The sequence below is a fragment of the Streptomyces sp. NBC_00009 genome (genome assembly GCF_045040855.1).
In the GTDB taxonomy this organism is placed as follows: domain Bacteria; phylum Actinomycetota; class Actinomycetes; order Streptomycetales; family Streptomycetaceae; genus Streptomyces; species Streptomyces aureus.
The window spans coordinates 3,747,529-3,763,374 of record NZ_CP108312.1 but is presented as its reverse complement, the minus strand read 5'-3'; the positions used below and the strand labels follow the sequence as shown (position 1 = coordinate 3,763,374).

The following is a 15,846-nucleotide window of genomic DNA, read 5'->3' as shown; positions in this document are numbered from 1 at the left end:
CGGCGATCGGGATGAGCGATGTGCTGACCGTCAAGCTCTTCGGCGTCGGCATGGTGTTCGCGGTCCTGGTGGACGTGCTGATGGTGCGCATCCTGCTGGGAGCGGCCGTCATGAGACTGCTGGGAAGAGCGGCCTGGTGGGCTCCGGGCCCGCACGCCCGCTGCTACGACCGGCTCGGCATCAAGGAATCCGACATGCCGGCCGACGACCCCGCCGGCGAGCCGGTACCCGTCGCCGCGGGCTGAGCCCTGCGAGCAGGGTGCCGGTGACCCGTCGGTACCCCACCGGGGACTCACTCCGCCAGCTGCTCCCCCCGCTCGCACGTACGGCGATCGTGGCGACGATGGTTCGCGTCCTCCTGGGCCAGACGCTGCAGCAGCCTGACGACCGGCTCGAACAGCACACTGAGGACCACCGCCCGCTCGGCGAGGGCGATCTGGTCCTCGATCCCTTCGAGCTGCGCAAAATCCAGGTCCGCGGTGGAGGTGGCGAGTCGCGCGTAGGGGATGAGTTCGTCGGCCGTGTAGTCCGTACCGAGGCGGCTCAGCGCCGCGAGACTCTCGGCGAGTGCCGGGCGGTGCGGTGACGCCCCGGAGATCTGCCAGCCCATGTTCTCGATGAGAGCCTCGACCCTCGCGGCGGCTCCGCCGGATGCCGCCTCGTCGGCGGCACCCTCATGGTCCTCGCCGTCCTTCCCGCTCGTCTCCGCGGACGGAACGGGCAGGGCGTGATGGACAACCGCCAGGGTCTCGAACGCGTCCAGCGGCTGCTCGACGGCTTCGAGCACTTCCCGGGTGCGGGCGACGGACAGCCCACCGAGCTGGATGAGGGAACGGATCAGACGCAGCCGCTGGATGTGCTCCTCGTCGTACTCGACTGTGGTCGGGTTCAGCGCGCGGCCCTCGGGGAGCAGCCCCTCCCGGCGGTAGTACTTGATGGTCGCCACCGGCACCCCGGACCGTCGGCTGAGCTCTGAAATCCTCATGCGCTCCCTCACGCTCAACTGTCCCTCCAGTATCGCGTTACCGGGGGTTGCCCCACCGAGCTCGATAGTGCCACTATCAGGCACTCGGTAGTGGAGCTATCGAGTGCTTCTCCGGTGTGCCTTCTTTGTGCGCCCGGCCTCGACTCACCTCGTACACCTCGACAACGGAGGGCCACGCATGTCCCAGCGAATCGGCAGAACCCACTGGAAGCGTTTCGCCATCGGTGCGGTGCCGACCGTGGCCGCCACGGCTGCGGTCGCCATTTCCATGGCCCAGGGCGCCCTGGCCGCTTCGTTCAGCATCTCCGGTTCCGCCTTCCAGGTCTCGGCCGGCAAGTTGAGCGGCACCGGATTCGCCAACTACGCCACGGTGGACGTCGCCAAGAACGGCAAGCACGTGCCCGTCTCCGTCTCGTCCATCAAGAACGCGACGGTCACCGACATGTGCCAGTCCGTCCCGGTGGACATTCCCGTCCTCGGGACCTACACGATGTCGCTCAAGGCCGGAGGGTCGGGTACGCCGGTCAAGGCCAAGGACCTGTACATCGACATGACCGATCTCCAGGCGAAGAAGGGCACCTTCACCAACGTCGACATCGGCGTCGCCACCGGTTCCATGACCAAGGGCCAGGTCAACCCGAAGGACCACGTCGATCCCAACGGCTACGCCCAGCAGGCGGACGCGGTCGAAATCATTGATGCCCACCAGAAGGTCTGGGCCACGACTGCCGGAACGTTCGAACTGGCGGGCCTGCACATGAACATCGCGGCCGGCCGCCACGACTGCTTCTGATCACGCCCCAACCTCCCCCGCCCGCTGACGATTTGGGAACTTCCACATGACGAGTGCCGGCGCATCCGCGCACCCCCACAGTGGCAGCGGCTTCGCCCGCGTTCGCCGGGACTTCCGGGCCTGGCGGCGCACCCGCCCCTTCTGGGCGGGCCTGCTGGTACTCCTGGCCGCCGCGCCGATCATCTACTTCCCGTACTTCAACCTCTCCCTGGGCGCCCTGTCCGTGGCGATGTCCACCACAGCGGGGGCGGGGTCCCTGGTCATCGGCCTGACACTGATCGTCCTTGGCGGACTTCTGTGGTTCCAGCCGGTCATCAGGTTCTTCGCCGGATGCGTGGCCGTCTTCCTCGGTGTGCTGTCGCTTCCCATCTCCAACTTCGGCGGATTCTTCGTCGGCACGCTGTGCGCGGCCACGGGTGGACTTCTGGCCCTGGCGTGGGGCCCGGTGAACACGTCCGACGACACCGAGGGGCTGTCGGGGAGGGCCGGGGAATGACCGACCAGTCGCCCGACCTCCGCAGCGAGACCGTAGGACCCCACTGCGCCCGGCCGACGAGAGGCCGCCACGCCGTTCCCCGTACGTCCGCGCTGACCCGCCTGCGCCTGCCGCTCGGGAAGGCTCTCGCACTGACCGCGCTGCCGACCGTCCTCGTCCTGGGAAGTCAGCGTCCGCCCGCGGTCGACACAGGTGCCACCGCGGCTCATTCCGCTCCCGAAGAGGCGCCCGGCGACGGTGTCGACTGTGCCCGTCCCGACGACACGGCACCCCCTGCCACGGCACCCACTCCTTCCGCTGCTCCCAGCACGCCAAGTGCCCCCACGAGCGGTGAGTCGGTCAAACCGTCCGAGCACGTGGCTGACCAGGAAACGGGCCTCGCCCCGGCTCCGACCGCCTCACCGAGCGCGACCGCTGCCACCACCGGCCTTGCGGACATCCTCGGTTCCCTCTTCCAGGGCGACACCGAGCAGCAGAGTCCGGCACCCGACACGAGCCCCTCGCCGAGCCTGGCCGCTCCGACGCCGACGGCCACGGAACCATCCGACGCGCCACCGGCCGCACCTCACGCGTCACCCACCCCCGGCCATCGGACCACTGAGCCGTCATCCCGGTCGGGGCCCGCCACCGGGGCCGCCCGCACCTGTGACATCAGCGATCTCAAGGCGCCCGAGGACAAGAGCGCCGGTCGATTCGCCGCCGAGTCCTGGAACATGAAGGGAAGCCGCCTCGAACTGCGCGACCTCGTCTTCGGCGGCGTGGTGACCGTGGACACGGCCGCCGGGCCCAAGCGGGTGCTCAAGTTCTCCGCGGCGGCCGTCACGATCCGCGACCTGAAGATGGCCGTACCCGTCGGCCCGCAGATCCAGCACATCGACGGAGCGCCCGGCTCGACGTCCACGCTGCGAGGCGACCACATCACCATGTACGTCGAGAGCCTGACGGGCACCCTCTCCGGCGTCGAAGGCATTCCCCTGCCCCCGGCCCTTCGCCTCCACCTCACGCCCGACACCGTCCCGGAGTGGCTCTACGACACGCTCGGGAAGCTGGGCCTCAAGCTCCAGCTCGGCCTGGACGACGCTGACATCGACCAGGCGGGACAGACAGGTGGAGAGCTCGTTATCCCAGGGATCCACGGGTACGGAACGCCCCGCTGAAGCCGGGGACCCTGGCAGGCTTGCGCCTGGAAACCGATCGGTTTACCGTTGTGGAAACCGATCGGTTTCTCATTTTGTGGAGGCAGTCAAGACCGCTCTGAAGGGCGCCAACGTGTTCGTCACCGGCGGCAGCCGTGGCATCGGCAAGGCACCTCCTCTTCGTCGGCGAAAAGGGAGCCCCCTTCCGTCGCTCGACCTTCGGCCGCAAGTGGCGCAAGGCGAGGACCAAGGTGGGCATGCCGGACAACTTCCGCTTCTACGACCTCCGCCACACCGGCAACACCCTCGCCGCCGACACCGGCGCCAAGCTGAAGGACCTCATGGTCCGCGCCGGTCAGTCCTCGGAGCGGGCCCAGCTGATCTATCAGCACTCGAAGTCGAAGCATCAGCGAAGGCTCGCCCAGGGCATCGATGCCGAGGTGCGTCAGCAACTGCTGGAGTCAGACGCCGAGCACCGGCGGCCGACGAAGCGTGACAACGCATTGGCCGTACGGATCCCGGTGAACCCGTCCGGCAGTCGATAGCCGGCAGGTGCGCCGCACCTGCGTTCATCGTGCAATGGTTCTCGCCGGCCTGCCTGATCGAAACAGGGCCGCCGAGTGCGCCGGGCCGTTGAACGAGGGGCGTGGGCTGCCGTCCGGTGCGGAAAGCTCCTGAAGGAATCCGGGCCTGCGTGATCAGGGCTGATCGCTGATGGCTCGGTAGGCCGCGATGAACAGGGTGTAGCACAGGTCGATCAGTTCTTCGACGGTGGCGTTCTGGTGGCCGAGCGTCCAGTCCACGAGCAGTTCGTTGACTCCGCCGACCAGGCTCATCGCGGTCATGGTGAGCCGGCTGGAGGAGGCTTCCGGGCCGGGGAGCGGTGCGACGACGGCGGCGACCATTGCGGCGAATTCGTGCAGGACCTCACGGCGGCGCACTTCGAGGCGGGGGCTGGCGCCCACGACCTCGATGAGCACCAGACGGGCCATGCGGGCGTCGCCGGCCAGTGTGCGGATGAACACCTCGAGGCCGGCGCGCAGCTGGGCGTCGACATCGGGTGCGGCAGCGGCTGCGGCCTGCGCGGTTTCGGCGCTGATCGTAGCGATCAGCTCGTTGTAGACCCCGGCGAGCAGGTCTTCGCGGTCGCGGAACGACTCGTAGAAGTAGCGCTCGGTCAGTCCGGCATGCGAACACACCTGCTTGACGGAGGCCGAGGCGTATCCGACCGTGCCGAACATGTCGAGGCCCGCCTGGATGAGGCGGGTGCGGCGCTCCTGCTGTCGTTGCGCCGCATCGCGTCCGCCGTAGCGCCGCCCGGCGGTCTGCGTGCCGGTCATTTTTCCCCTTCGCAGAGGTGTTGACATCGGTGTGCTCCAAACTGACACTCTAGCTTGTCAGTTCATCTGACATGGAATCGTGTCAGAAATGCGTGGGGGCCGCTTGCCGCTCAGCGGTCCGCTCGTACTCAGGGCAAGGAAGGGGCTCGACCGTGGCAGCACCGCCCAAATACCCGTACACGTTCAGCCGGAGAGACCGCGACGGGCTCTCCCGCACAGAACCGCTGACCGGCCGAGTGATCGCGGTCACCGGGGCGGGCCGCGGGATCGGGCGTGCCGTCGCAGCCCGGCTCGCCGCAGTCGGAGCCGCCGTGGCGATCGGCGATCTCGACGCGGAGCTTGCCAGGGAGACGGCCGGTGCCATCGGCGCGCATCCCGGTGGCCGACTGCTCGGGCTGTCTCTCGACGTCACCGACACACATTCCTTCGATGACTTCCTGCGCACCGTCGAGACCGAGCTGGGGCCGATCGACGTACTGATCAACAACGCCGGAATCATGTGGGTGGGCCCCTTCGAGGAGGAACCGGAGGAAGCCGCCCTGCGCCAGTTCGACGTCAACGTCCACGGCGCAGTGCGTGGGATGAAACTCGTGATCCCGGGGATGCGGAAACGCGGTCGCGGCCACGTGGTGAACATCGCCTCCGCCGCCAGCAAGGTCGCCCCGGCCGGCGAGGCGACCTACGCGGCGACGAAGCACGCCCTCCACGGTTACAGCACAGCCGTCCGCGCCGAACTGCGCGGCACCGGCGTGCACGTGTCCCTGGTGATGCCCGGAGTCGTGGACACCGAGCTGGCCGTGGGCACCGCGACCGGCCCCACCCGACGCCTGACGACAGATCAGGTGGCCGACGCGGTGCTCGACGTCGTGCTGCGCCCGCGGTTCGAGGTCTTCGTTCCACGCCAGGTAGCCGCCCTGACCCGGTTGGCCGCGCTGCTGCCGGGCCGTGCCCGCGACGCCCTGCATCACCTCCTTGTCCCCGACCAGCTCGCCGCCCTGTCCGACCGGTCGGTCCGCGCGGCCTACGAGCAGCGCACCCGGACCGCCCGCCTGCCCGAAGGATGAGCCCGTGACCACCACGCCCAAGCCGGCGCCCAGCGCGAAGAAGGCCCAGGACGCCGCCGCTCCGCGTCCCATCCCCGAATTCGAAGGTGTCCACGACGTATGGCCCCGCGGTGACCGGCTGCGCGCCGTGCGCAGCGCCGCGGCCACCTACCGTGAGCGGTTCGTCCAGCAGGGCCGCATCCACGCCGTCCGCAGTTTCGACATCGCCGCCGCCCCGTACCCGACCCGGTTCGGCTTCCACGGCGCCGCGCTCGCCGTCAACCCGTTCGTGAGCATTGTCAACCGGATGCTCGTCGTGCAGTTCGACGGCTTCGACGGTGAGCCGAAAACACTGGTGTGGGAGCCGACCGTCGCCGCCGGAACGGCTCAAGCGCCGTTCTACGCCCAGCTCAAGCGGCTGGCGGGGGACTTTCTCACCGAGCACGTCTTCGCCCGCTTCTACCAGGACCCGAACACCGTCCTGCCCTCCTGCGGTCTGCGACCCGAGGACGTGGACTTCGTCAGCTTCGACCACCTGCACGTCCAGGACGTGCGCATGATCATGGGAAGTACCAGCACGATTCCGGGCGAACGGGCGCCCCGCGATGCGCTGTTCCCGCGCGCCAGGCTGTTGGTGCACCGCAGGGAGCTGGGCACCTTCGAATCGGTGCATCCGATGCAGTGGGCCTGGTACGTCGACGGAGGCATGGACGGGGTACCGGACGAGCGCATCACCGCCTTCGACGGCGATGTCGAACTCGGTGTCGGCGTCAGCCTGCTGTGGACCCCCGGTCATACGGACGGCAACCACTCCCTGGTGCTGAACACCCCCGACGGGGTGTGGGTCTCCTCCGAGAACGGCATCTCGGCCGACAACTGGCAGCCCGAGCTCTCCCGCATCCCCGGGGTGCGCCGCCACGCCGCGTTCTACGGCCATGAGGTGGTGCCCAACGCCAACACTCTGGAGGACTCTCTCGACCAGTACGACTCCATGGTCAAGGAGAAGACCCTCGCCGACCCCAGCCGGCGCGATCCGCGCTGGCTGCAGATCCTGCCCTCCTCGGAGCTGGCCCCCTTCAAGCGGCACTGGCCGGTGCTGCCCAGTTTCTTCCACGGCGGTCTGAACTACGGCGAACTGACCCCTGCCGGTGGCGGCCGATGACCGGCCCGGCCGCCCGCCGGATCGCCGCGGACGGCGTGGAGTTGGCCGCCTACCAATGGGGAGCGTCCACGGCTCCTGCGGTGGTGCTGGTCCACGGCTATCCGGACACCAGCGCCGTGTGGCGCCCCGTCGCCGAGCGCCTGGCTGACCGCTTCCACGTCACCGCCTTCGACGTGCGGGGAGCCGGTGCCTCCCACCGGCCCAGGGGTCTGCGCGCCTACCGGATGTCCCGTCTGGAAGCCGACCTGGAGGCGGTTCTCGACGCCGTGAGCCCCGACCGTCCGGTGCACCTGGTCGGACACGACTGGGGATCGATCCACTCCTGGGAGTCGGTCACCGGCACCCGCCTGGCCGGGCGGATCGCTTCGTTCACCTCCATCTCAGGGCCCTGCCTGGACCACGTCGGCCACCTGATCCGTGCCCGTCTTCGGCCGCGGCATCCGGATCTGCCGAAGCTGCTGCGGCAGGCCGCACGGTCCTGGTATATCGCCTACTTCCATCTTCCGCTCCTGCCCGCCCTGACCTGGCGAGCACTGGGACACCGCTGGCGCGCCTTCCTCACCGGCTCCCAAGGCGTGCCCGGCAACACCACCTACCCCGCGCCGACGCTGGCCCGCGACGCCGTGTCCGGCATCGCGCTGTACCGCGCCAACATGCTGCCCCGCCTGCTGCGTCCCCGGGACCGGCCGACCACCGTCCCGATTCAGCTCATCATCCCCACCCGCGACTTCTGCGTCACCCCGGTGCTGTCGTACGGAGTGGAGCACTGGACGCGCCAGGTACAACGGCGCCCGATCGACGCCGGGCACTGGGTACAGCTCAGCCACCCCGAGGAGGTCGCGTCCCGGATCGCGGAATTCGCCAACCGCATCGAAGACGGCTCCCGCCGCACTCCGGACCACACCGCGCACCCGATCTGACAGCCCAACAGACCAGCAGTGGACGACTGCCTGACCGCCCCTTCGCACACACCGATCGCCGACGGAGGAACCTGCCGTGTTCCGAGCCGCACATGCCCACCCGGAGCGTCCGTCCGAGCCCATCGACCACCACGACCTGGTGCTGCAGCCCCGGGACGTCACCTTCGACTGGAGCACCACCCCGCTGCATTGGCTGCCGGGTGAGCCCTTCGCGACCCACACCTTCGATGTGCTCCACCTCATGCTCCCCGAACTCGAACGCTGGTTCGTGCGCACCTTCGAGCAGGCACTGCCACTGATCACCGACGACCGGCTGCGCGAGGACGTACGCGGCTTCATCGGCCAGGAAGCGATGCACGCCGAGGCGCACCAGGAGGTCCTGGAGCACCTGCTCACCAAGGGGCTGGACCCGGCTCCGTACATCCTGCAGTCCGAATGGATCTTCCGAAGGGTGCTCGGAGACCGGCCGGAGCTGACGCCGACCGCCACACACGCACACCTCCTCCAACGGCTCGCCCTCATAGCGGCCTTCGAGCACTTCACCGCGTACATGGGGCACTGGATTCTCAGTAACGGGCACCTGGACCAGTCCGGCGCGGACCCCGCGATGCTCGATCTGTTCCGCTGGCACGGCGCAGAGGAGGTCGAACACCGTTCGGTCGCGTTCGACCTGCTGGTGCACCTCGATCCCCGCTACCGGCGCCGAATGGTCGGCATGCTCGTCACCGCTCCGGTGCTGACCCGGCTGTGGATCCGCGGAGTCCGCTTCCTGATGAGCGCCGACCCCGAACTCGACGATCGGGTCAAGGTCCGCTTCCGCGACTACCTGGCCGCGGCCCGCAAGGACCTGTTGCCCCCGCCAGGCTCGTTCGCCCGCTCGGTGCTGCGCTACTTCCGCCCCGGCTACCACCCGACCCAGGAGGGCTCGACCCAGCTGGCGGTCGCCTACCTGGCGGCGTCCCCTGCCGCCCGAGCGGCTGCCCGATGACCCAGCAACCAGTGAGGCATGCCATGGACATCGGCACACCCGTCACTCGGCCGCCGGACCTGTACGGCAGGCCGCGCGGCGACTCGTTCATGCAGAAGCTGGCGGCTTTCAGCGACAACGCGGTCACACGCCTCGCGCGGCGCAGCACTCCTCCCAGGCGCCCGCCGGCCACCGAGATGCCCGTGATCCAAGAACTGGTGGTCGCCGCCAAGCACCAAGAGGCCGAGGATGTCGTCTCCCTGCGGCTGGCAGCACCCGACGGGGCAATACTCCCGCCCTGGCAGCCCGGCGCCCACATCGAACTGCACCTGCCCTCCGGCCGCAAGCGGCAGTACTCTCTGTGCGGCGACCCTGCCGACCGGTACCGGTACCGAATCGCGGTGCGCCGCATCGCCGACGGCGCAGGCGGCTCGGCCGAGGTACACGACGCGCTCGGAGACGGTATGCGGGTCGCCATCACCGGGCCCCGGAACGCCTTCCCCTTCGCCGCCGAAGCATCCATCCTGCTCATCGCGGGCGGCATTGGAATCACCCCGATCCTGCCGATGGCTCGGGAAGCCGCCCGACGCGGGCTGGACTGGAGGCTCGTGCACACCGGCCGCAGCCGCGGCTCGATGCCCTTCGCGGCAGAGCTGGCCGAACTCGCAGCCGCAGCCCCTGGCCGGGTCTCCATCCGTCCTGACGACGAGTCCGGCGTGCCCGAAGCAGCCGATCTGTTGAGCTTGAGCCCGGCGGCGGGTGCGGTGTACTGCTGTGGGCCCGCGCCCATGATCGACGGTGTTCGGCGCGCGTTCGGTGACAGCCGCGCGTCAGCCCTGCACTTCGAGCGTTTCGCCCCGGCCCCGATCACGGACGGTCGTCCCTTCGAACTCCAGCTGGGCGACACCGGACGGGTTCTGCCAGTGCCGCACGACCGCTCCGCCCTGGATGTCCTCCACGAGGCCCTGCCGGACCTGCCGTTCTCCTGCCGCCAGGGGTTTTGCGGTACCTGCCGGGTACGGGTGGCCCATGGCCATGTCGATCATCGTGACTGTCGGCTCACGGCCACCGAACGTGCGGCCGGCGCCATGCTGCCCTGCGTCTCGCGTGCACCGGAGGGAGAGCGGTTGGTGCTGGACGTGTGAGCGATGGCCGAGCGCCGGATCCCGCCGAAGCGGGCGACCAGCGGTTTGTTCCCCTTCTCTCGCTGCACCGTGGCCTGGAAGCAGGTCCGCCGGCCGTCCGGAGTGTCGACGCTCGCGAGGGCGAGGGCGAGGGCGAGGGCGAGGGCGAGGGCCTGGCCGAGATCGACCGCATCGCCGCGCACTGCACCGGCAAGTCCTGGCCCGCCCGGGTCCGCGTTCAGGGCAGCGCCCGGGTCGGGGTCGACCGCTGCACGGTTGGAGTGCGCACCGGGAAGCGACCAGGCAGCCAGATGACGCGAGCCGGAGAGGTCACACGAGCCTGACAGGCCCGGCGTCGATCGGCAGGCGGACCAGGAGGTAGGGCTTGCGGCGCAGGTCCTTGCCCTCGTGGAAGGGCGATAGCCGGTTGAGCTGGTTGGCGGTGGCGTACAGGTGCCGGTCCGAGGCGACGGACAGGGTGTCGACCCAGAGCAGGTCGCTCCCCCGGGCGAGGGTCCGGTAGGTGCCGTTCGGGCTCCTGCGCCAGAGCGAGTTGTGTTCCAGGTCGCCGCCGTAGAGCCGCCCCTTGTCGTCGCTCTCCAGGCCGTCGGCCATCGGCTTGAACCCGAGGTCCTCGACCGTCGCCGCCACCTCGCCGTCCGTGGCGTCCGGGTCGGCGAGGGCGTCGGTGGACATGCTGTGCAGCCGGCGGCTGGAGAGCGGGCAGTAGTAGAGGCGCGTGCCGTCGGCGCTGAGAGCGATGCCGTCGGAGCCCGTCTCGTAGTACGTGGGCTCGCCGCCCGCGGGGCGGACCATGAAGGGCTCGCCCTCGATGACCGGAAGGAACTGCTCGTCCGCGAGCGCCGAGGGATGCCCGGCCAGCCGCCGCCAGGAGCGGCCCGTGGCGAGGTCGACCACGATCACCCCGTTGGAGCCTCCCGAGTCGGTGATGAACGCCATGCCCTCGGCGCCGCGCCGCAGGTCGAAGCGCACGTCGTTGGGGTAGCTGTTCGCCGGCACCACCTCGGGCAGGAAGAGGATCTTCCGTACGATCCGGTCGGTGCGCAGGTCGACCGTCACGAGCTTCGGACCGCCGTAGGAGGACCCGGCGAACAGCGGACTTCCGGTGTCGAGGATCCACAGCCGGTCGGCCGGGTCGACGACGCTCTGTACCGACTGGAAGTGTCCGGCCAGGTCGGAGGCGTCCTGGCGGTTCACCTCGGCGTCGGGGTAGGTCACCGGCTTCCCGCCCCGCAGTTCGGCGACGGCGAACGGGACGTCGTCGCCCCAGCGGGGAAAATTGACGAAGACCCGGCCGCGGCGCGAGACGGTGACGCCCGTCGGCATCGCGCCCCAGAAGCGGGCAACGACCTCGTAGTTTCTGGCTGTTGAACCAGATGCGGAGGCCCGGCGAGTTGGGTGGCGGCCAGCGACGCGGTGGCCGCTGTAAGGAACGTACGTCGTTTCACGCGAGCGTCTCCTGTTGGGTCAAGGCGCTGGAGAACGCGTCGAGTTGCCGCATCACCTCGGCGCGTGGGGGGATCGGCCGGACGCTGCCGTGGCCGGTGGAGCACACCGCCTCCAGCAGCCGCTCTCGGGGAGTCGGCTTCGCCCGTGTGGTCAGGGCGAGCCGAAGCCCACCTGGACGGCAAGTACCTCCTGCGTTCCTGCGACCCGAAGCTGTCCGCCGAGGACATCGCCTGCGGCTACCGCCAACTCCCGGAAGGGGAACGGGGCCAAACGGCCGGTGGACCTGGTGCTCTCAGGTCCGCCGGGCTGCCGGCCGGGTCAGCGGGACCACGCGGCGGTCCCCGAAGGTGACCATCGCGTGCACGGGTGCGGCGCTGGCGCGCATGAGCGCCGCGACGCCCCGGCGGCCCTGCCGGCGGGCGAGCTCCGACCCCGCGCTGATCATCAGGGCGGTGAGGGCCGGCATCGGACGCCCGAAGAGCGTGATCTCCTTGATGCGTGCCTCGCCGTCGAGCCGCAGCAGTTGCGCTTCCTCGAACGGCTGGGATCCCACCCGCGCCCGGTAGAACAGCGAGTACGCGTCGCCCTCGCCGGTCTGAGTGTGGAAGCGGATGTCTTCGACCGCCGTGAACGCCGAGGTCAGGAAGTCGCGCAGTTGGTCAGGTCCCTCGAAGCGGTACTGCTCGGTGAGCGGCGAGCTGAGCACGACGTCCCGGCTCAGGCACGCGACTGCGGCGTCGACGTCACCGCGTTCTGAGGCGGCGCGCCAGCTCGCGACGGTAGCGGCGGCGGAGTGCGGGGTCTCGGACATGGGTCTCTCCCGGTATCAACGGCGCGATGGAGTGCGTGGGGTGGCGGGGGTCAGCCGGCCAGCTTGTTCATCGTGCGGATCTGCTTGTCCAAGACCCAGGCAGGAACAAAGCGGAGTAGGCGCGCGCGTCCGGCCATGGGGCCGGCGGCATAGCGCAGTTTCGGCTTCGCGTCGGTCGCTGCCGCGACGATCGCCTTGGCGACCACAGCGGGGTCGTCACCGCCCTTGATCGCCTCCGTCATCAGGCGGTCGAAGACGTGCCGCTGGTCCGCGTAGACCTGCAGGGGGGTGTCGGGCTTCGCGCTGTTGGCCTCGAATCCGGTCCTGGTGTAGGCGGGTTCGACGAGAAGCGCGCGGACGCCGTACTGCCGCACCTCGTGGTCCAGGGACTGGGAGTAGCCCTCGATCGCGTGCTTGGAGGCACCGTAGACGGCCATGTAGGGAGCGGGGATGAACCCCTGCACTGACGAGAGGTTGATGATGCGCCCGCGTCCCCGGGCGCGCATGTGCGGCAGGACCTCCTTCACCATGCGCATGACCCCGAAGACGTTGATGTCGAAGACGCCCGCGGCCTGCGCGACAGAGGTTTCCTCCGCCGCACCTATCGAGCCGATGCCGGCGTTGTTGACCAGGACGTCGATCCGCCCGAACCGGTCGATCACCTGCTGGACCACGGTGGTGACCGACTTGTCACTGACCACGTCGAGGTCGAAGAACGTCACACCCTGGAGCGGGGTGACGCGTGAGGTGTCCCGGCCTGTGCCGGCCACCTCGAAACCCGCCGTGACCAGCGCGAGCGCGGTCTCCTTGCCGATGCCGGAGGACGCCCCCGTCACCAGGGCCACCGGCCGATTTGTCGTCATCATGCACTCCCGAACTCTTGTCGGAAACCGATCGGTTTCCAACTCTCCTCACTGTAAACCGATCGGTTTCCACGCACAAGCTCAAGCACAAAACTGATCCCGGGCACGCGTCACCAGCTGTCTTCAGGTGGACCTGACCGGTGCCCGCCGGCGTGACGGCAGGGCCGGATGGGCAGGCAGGAGAGACGCGAGGGCGCCATCCCCGCGCTGCGATCGCCGAGTTCGCGCTCAAGGGCTACCGCGGCATCTCTACCGAGGCGATGGCCAAGCGTGTCGGTGTCACGCAGCCGTACCTCTTCCGACTCTTCCCGAGCAAGGAGGCGATCGTCGTCGCCGCTTTGACGCGGAGCGCGGAAGACGCCCGCCAGGCTTGCGAGCGCGTGACCAAAGGGATGAAGGGGCGCGAGCGGGCCCTCCCGCGCGATGGGCAGCCCCATGGCGAGCGCTTACACGCGGCCGATCTCGACGCACCCCGAAACGCTCCAGACGCAGATGCAGGGATACGCCGTCGCGGCAGCCACCGACACACGGGGCGATGACCAGATCGGCGAGCGTCCGATCCGGCTGGATGAGGCTCTGGAAAGCCAGGTCCTGCCGCTGGGCGCCGATGCCGATAAGACCGCAACCGTCCCCGCGCCCGGCTGCTCATCAATTCACTGAGCCGATGCCTTCCGCAGGGAGCGGGCGCACCAGTTCCGGTGCGATTAACTCAGGCAAGTGGCTGCTGTTGCCATGGGCGGGCCGGGTAGCCGGCTGCCTCGGGCCGAGCAGTTGCCCGCCGCCCAACAAGTAGCCCTTTGCGTACGCGACTTGGATCCCATTGCCCCAGCATGTGACCCAGGTCACTGAAAATGGATCTCGTCATTTGAGCCGCGCCAGCGCTGCGGAACCCGGATTCGCCCCCGATGACCCTCCTGTTGGACCCTTCGCTTCGACTTAGGGCACACGGAGGGCGCGCCGCCCTCAAATTGGATTAGACAACAAACAACCCCCAGGCCGCTGACCTGGGGGCGAATTCTGGAGCGGGTGACGAGAATCGAACTCGCACTCTCAGCTTGGGAAGCTGATGTTCTACCACTAAACTACACCCGCGTAAGACGCCGGTTGAACCGGAGTCGTAACGTCGCACACTGTACCTCATGCCAGGCCCCCGGTGCTTTCGCCGTGGGGCCCGGCTGCGTTGTGCGTGCCGGATGTGACTGCGGGTGAAGGGAGTTGAGGCGTACGGTGGGGCGAACCTCGAGGGTCCGTCGGTAGCCGGAGTGCCGCCTGGAGCGGCGTCCCTTTCATCCCGTAATGTGACCCATCGTTGTCGGCCAGAAATGGCTGAGTGGCTCGTGGGGAAGGGACTCTGGGACTCGATGGAGCGCACATTCGTCCGTTGTGCCGAGGGGCACGTGTTCAGCACCGCTTCGTTCCCGATGCAGCAGGCCGACCGGCTCGGACCCGGCCGGCTGATCCGATGTCCGCGGTGTGCGCGGCTGAGGAACGCGGTTCCTGTGGAGTTCGAGAAGCGGTAGCCGGCGCGTAGCCGAAGGACAGGCGCGCGGGTGCGCCACAGTCGCGGTGCAATGGCCGGATTGTGGCGGGCCCGCGCGCTCTGCGTATCCTCGCTACGTGCTTCTCTCAGACAAGGACATCCGGGCCGAGATCGACGCCGGGCGGGTCCGCATCGATCCGTATGACGAATCCATGGTGCAGCCCTCGAGCATCGACGTGCGGCTCGACCGCTACTTCCGGGTGTTCGAGAACCACCGCTACCCGCACATCGACCCCGCGGTGGAGCAGGCCGACCTGACGCGCCTCGTGGAGCCGGAGGGCGACGAGCCCTTCATCCTCCACCCCGGCGAGTTCGTGCTCGCCTCCACGTACGAGGTCATCTCGCTGCCGGACGATCTCGCTTCGCGCCTCGAGGGCAAGAGCTCCCTCGGCCGGCTCGGGCTCGTCACGCACTCCACCGCCGGCTTCATCGACCCCGGGTTCTCCGGGCACGTCACGCTGGAGCTGTCGAACCTCGCGACGCTTCCGATCAAGCTGTGGCCGGGCATGAAGATCGGGCAGCTGTGCATGTTCCGGCTGAGCTCGCCCGCCGAGTTCCCCTACGGCAACGAGCGCTACGGGTCCCGCTACCAGGGTCAGCGCGGGCCCACGGCCTCCCGTTCCTTCCTCAATTTCCATCGAACGCAGGTGTGAGCAGCAGCATGAGTGACGTACGCGAGAACCTTACGTACGAGAAGTTCGGCACCGCCGTGCGCGAGCTCGCGCAGTCGATCGCCGACGACGGGTACGAGCCGGACATAGTTCTGTCCATCGCGCGCGGCGGCGTCTTCGTGGCCGGCGGGCTCGCGTACGCCCTCGACTGCAAGAACATCCACCTCGTGAACGTCGAGTTCTACACGGGCGTGGGGACGACGCTCGAGATGCCGGTCATGCTGGCGCCCGTGCCCAACGCGATCGACTTCTCGGACAAGAAGGTGCTCATCACCGATGACGTCGCCGACACCGGGAAGACCCTGAAGCTGGTCCACGACTTCTGCCTCGACGCCGTGGCCGAGGTGCGCTCCGCCGTGATCTACGAGAAGTCGCACTCGCTCGTGAAGTGCGAGTACGTGTGGAAGCGCACGGACGACTGGATCAACTTCCCGTGGTCCGTCGAGCCGCCCGTGGTGAGCAGGGCCGGGCAGGTTCTGGACGCCTGAGCAGTCGTATACGCGAGTGGGGCCCGGCACTGTGTGT

Annotated in this window: 19 protein-coding genes, 1 tRNA gene and 1 pseudogene; 15 read left to right on the top strand and 6 right to left on the bottom strand. The window is 68.8% G+C overall.

Going from position 1 to position 15,846, the window contains the following annotated elements:
- The first annotated feature begins 11 nt into the window (after nucleotides 1–11).
- Nucleotides 12–245: a hypothetical protein gene (locus tag OHA58_RS16950; RefSeq protein ID WP_405479600.1), complete on the top strand. Its 234-nt coding sequence runs from the start codon at nucleotides 12–14 to the stop codon at nucleotides 243–245.
- 47 nt (nucleotides 246–292) lie between these two features.
- Here the strand turns inward: OHA58_RS16950 and OHA58_RS16945 are convergent, their stop codons facing one another.
- Nucleotides 293–985, bottom strand: a complete 693-nt coding sequence (locus OHA58_RS16945; RefSeq protein WP_405479599.1) for a MerR family transcriptional regulator — start codon at nucleotides 983–985, stop codon at nucleotides 293–295.
- 178 nt (nucleotides 986–1,163) lie between these two features.
- Between OHA58_RS16945 and OHA58_RS16940 the strand changes: the two genes are divergently transcribed.
- The 4 genes and pseudogenes from OHA58_RS16940 to OHA58_RS16925 form a co-directional block, all read left to right on the top strand.
- Entirely contained in the window at nucleotides 1,164–1,778 is a 615-nt protein-coding gene (locus tag OHA58_RS16940) for a DUF6230 family protein (protein WP_405479597.1), read from the top strand.
- Nucleotides 1,779–1,824: 46 nt separating this feature from the next.
- The gene (locus OHA58_RS16935; protein ID WP_405479596.1) at nucleotides 1,825–2,274 is read left to right on the top strand and encodes a DUF6114 domain-containing protein; all 450 of its coding nucleotides are present in this window, start codon (nucleotides 1,825–1,827) and stop codon (nucleotides 2,272–2,274) included.
- On the top strand, nucleotides 2,271–3,431 hold the full coding sequence (locus tag OHA58_RS16930) for a hypothetical protein (RefSeq protein ID WP_405479594.1): 1,161 nt from the start codon (nucleotides 2,271–2,273) through the stop codon (nucleotides 3,429–3,431). Before OHA58_RS16935 ends, OHA58_RS16930 begins: the two co-directional genes overlap by 4 nt.
- Nucleotides 3,432–3,583: 152 nt before the next feature.
- Nucleotides 3,584–3,955, top strand: a pseudogene (locus tag OHA58_RS16925) (hypothetical protein); the annotation flags it as partial.
- Between the two features lie 153 nt (nucleotides 3,956–4,108).
- Here the strand turns inward: OHA58_RS16925 and OHA58_RS16920 are convergent.
- Nucleotides 4,109–4,750: a TetR/AcrR family transcriptional regulator gene (locus OHA58_RS16920; protein ID WP_405479592.1), complete on the bottom strand. Its 642-nt coding sequence runs from the start codon at nucleotides 4,748–4,750 to the stop codon at nucleotides 4,109–4,111.
- Between the two features lie 152 nt (nucleotides 4,751–4,902).
- Here OHA58_RS16920 and OHA58_RS16915 point away from each other — a divergent pair, with 152 nt between their 5' ends.
- From OHA58_RS16915 to OHA58_RS16890, 6 genes are all read left to right on the top strand, one after another.
- On the top strand, nucleotides 4,903–5,814 hold the full coding sequence (locus OHA58_RS16915) for an SDR family oxidoreductase (RefSeq protein ID WP_405479590.1): 912 nt from the start codon (nucleotides 4,903–4,905) through the stop codon (nucleotides 5,812–5,814).
- A gap of 4 nt (nucleotides 5,815–5,818) precedes the next feature.
- A complete protein-coding gene (locus OHA58_RS16910; RefSeq protein WP_385881877.1) occupies nucleotides 5,819–6,955 on the top strand; it encodes a hypothetical protein in 1,137 nt (378 codons plus the stop codon).
- Nucleotides 6,952–7,875, top strand: coding sequence for an alpha/beta fold hydrolase (locus tag OHA58_RS16905; protein WP_405479589.1), 924 nt, complete (start codon nucleotides 6,952–6,954; stop codon nucleotides 7,873–7,875). The genes OHA58_RS16910 and OHA58_RS16905 overlap by 4 nt, the downstream gene beginning before the upstream one ends.
- 76 nt (nucleotides 7,876–7,951) lie before the next feature.
- Nucleotides 7,952–8,863 (top strand): metal-dependent hydrolase, encoded by a 912-nt coding sequence (locus OHA58_RS16900; RefSeq protein WP_405479587.1) that lies wholly within the window; start codon nucleotides 7,952–7,954, stop codon nucleotides 8,861–8,863.
- 23 nt (nucleotides 8,864–8,886) lie between these two features.
- Nucleotides 8,887–9,987 (top strand): PDR/VanB family oxidoreductase, encoded by a 1,101-nt coding sequence (locus OHA58_RS16895; RefSeq protein WP_405479586.1) that lies wholly within the window; start codon nucleotides 8,887–8,889, stop codon nucleotides 9,985–9,987.
- Nucleotides 9,984–10,310, top strand: a complete 327-nt coding sequence (locus OHA58_RS16890; RefSeq protein ID WP_405479584.1) for a hypothetical protein — start codon at nucleotides 9,984–9,986, stop codon at nucleotides 10,308–10,310. The genes OHA58_RS16895 and OHA58_RS16890 overlap by 4 nt, the downstream gene beginning before the upstream one ends.
- Here OHA58_RS16890 and OHA58_RS16885 read toward each other — a convergent pair.
- From OHA58_RS16885 to OHA58_RS16875, 3 genes are all read right to left on the bottom strand, one after another.
- Nucleotides 10,297–11,313: an L-dopachrome tautomerase-related protein gene (locus tag OHA58_RS16885; protein ID WP_405479582.1), complete on the bottom strand. Its 1,017-nt coding sequence runs from the start codon at nucleotides 11,311–11,313 to the stop codon at nucleotides 10,297–10,299. The genes OHA58_RS16890 and OHA58_RS16885 overlap by 14 nt on opposite strands.
- Nucleotides 11,314–11,728: 415 nt before the next feature.
- Nucleotides 11,729–12,247 (bottom strand): nuclear transport factor 2 family protein, encoded by a 519-nt coding sequence (locus OHA58_RS16880; RefSeq protein WP_405479581.1) that lies wholly within the window; start codon nucleotides 12,245–12,247, stop codon nucleotides 11,729–11,731.
- 50 nt (nucleotides 12,248–12,297) lie between these two features.
- Nucleotides 12,298–13,110: an oxidoreductase gene (locus OHA58_RS16875; RefSeq protein WP_405479580.1), complete on the bottom strand. Its 813-nt coding sequence runs from the start codon at nucleotides 13,108–13,110 to the stop codon at nucleotides 12,298–12,300.
- Between the two features lie 260 nt (nucleotides 13,111–13,370).
- Here OHA58_RS16875 and OHA58_RS16870 point away from each other — a divergent pair, with 260 nt between their 5' ends.
- Nucleotides 13,371–13,649, top strand: a complete 279-nt coding sequence (locus tag OHA58_RS16870) for a hypothetical protein (RefSeq protein WP_405485008.1) — start codon at nucleotides 13,371–13,373, stop codon at nucleotides 13,647–13,649.
- The gene (locus OHA58_RS16865) at nucleotides 13,546–13,770 is read left to right on the top strand and encodes a hypothetical protein (protein ID WP_405485429.1); all 225 of its coding nucleotides are present in this window, start codon (nucleotides 13,546–13,548) and stop codon (nucleotides 13,768–13,770) included. Before OHA58_RS16870 ends, OHA58_RS16865 begins: the two co-directional genes overlap by 104 nt.
- A gap of 358 nt (nucleotides 13,771–14,128) precedes the next feature.
- Here the strand turns inward: OHA58_RS16865 and OHA58_RS16860 are convergent.
- A tRNA-Gly gene (locus OHA58_RS16860) sits at nucleotides 14,129–14,202 on the bottom strand.
- A 525-nt stretch (nucleotides 14,203–14,727) separates the two neighbouring features.
- On the opposite strand from OHA58_RS16860, the gene dcd reads away from it, so the two are divergent.
- Nucleotides 14,728–15,303 carry a dCTP deaminase gene (gene dcd / locus OHA58_RS16855; RefSeq protein ID WP_100596440.1) on the top strand — a complete coding sequence of 192 codons (576 nt, stop codon included), beginning with the start codon at nucleotides 14,728–14,730 and terminating at the stop codon, nucleotides 15,301–15,303.
- A gap of 8 nt (nucleotides 15,304–15,311) precedes the next feature.
- A complete protein-coding gene (locus OHA58_RS16850; protein ID WP_405479579.1) occupies nucleotides 15,312–15,809 on the top strand; it encodes a phosphoribosyltransferase in 498 nt (165 codons plus the stop codon).
- Nucleotides 15,810–15,846: the final 37 nt, after the last annotated feature.

What these genes read in the sequence shown, in the direction of transcription:
- OHA58_RS16950 (WP_405479600.1), top strand. Translation starts at nt 12, where the DNA reads ATGAGCGATGTGCTGACCGTCAAGCTCTTCGGCGTCGGCATGGTGTTC.
- OHA58_RS16945 (WP_405479599.1), bottom strand. Translation starts at nt 985, where the DNA reads ATGAGGATTTCAGAGCTCAGCCGACGGTCCGGGGTGCCGGTGGCGACC.
- OHA58_RS16940 (WP_405479597.1), top strand. Translation starts at nt 1,164, where the DNA reads ATGTCCCAGCGAATCGGCAGAACCCACTGGAAGCGTTTCGCCATCGGT.
- OHA58_RS16935 (WP_405479596.1), top strand. Translation starts at nt 1,825, where the DNA reads ATGACGAGTGCCGGCGCATCCGCGCACCCCCACAGTGGCAGCGGCTTC.
- OHA58_RS16930 (WP_405479594.1), top strand. Translation starts at nt 2,271, where the DNA reads ATGACCGACCAGTCGCCCGACCTCCGCAGCGAGACCGTAGGACCCCAC.
- OHA58_RS16920 (WP_405479592.1), bottom strand. Translation starts at nt 4,750, where the DNA reads ATGACCGGCACGCAGACCGCCGGGCGGCGCTACGGCGGACGCGATGCG.
- OHA58_RS16905 (WP_405479589.1), top strand. Translation starts at nt 6,952, where the DNA reads ATGACCGGCCCGGCCGCCCGCCGGATCGCCGCGGACGGCGTGGAGTTG.
- OHA58_RS16895 (WP_405479586.1), top strand. Translation starts at nt 8,887, where the DNA reads ATGGACATCGGCACACCCGTCACTCGGCCGCCGGACCTGTACGGCAGG.
- OHA58_RS16885 (WP_405479582.1), bottom strand. Translation starts at nt 11,313, where the DNA reads ATGCCGACGGGCGTCACCGTCTCGCGCCGCGGCCGGGTCTTCGTCAAT.
- OHA58_RS16880 (WP_405479581.1), bottom strand. Translation starts at nt 12,247, where the DNA reads ATGTCCGAGACCCCGCACTCCGCCGCCGCTACCGTCGCGAGCTGGCGC.
- OHA58_RS16875 (WP_405479580.1), bottom strand. Translation starts at nt 13,110, where the DNA reads ATGACGACAAATCGGCCGGTGGCCCTGGTGACGGGGGCGTCCTCCGGC.
- OHA58_RS16870 (WP_405485008.1), top strand. Translation starts at nt 13,371, where the DNA reads ATGGCCAAGCGTGTCGGTGTCACGCAGCCGTACCTCTTCCGACTCTTC.
- OHA58_RS16865 (WP_405485429.1), top strand. Translation starts at nt 13,546, where the DNA reads ATGGCGAGCGCTTACACGCGGCCGATCTCGACGCACCCCGAAACGCTC.
- OHA58_RS16850 (WP_405479579.1), top strand. Translation starts at nt 15,312, where the DNA reads ATGAGTGACGTACGCGAGAACCTTACGTACGAGAAGTTCGGCACCGCC.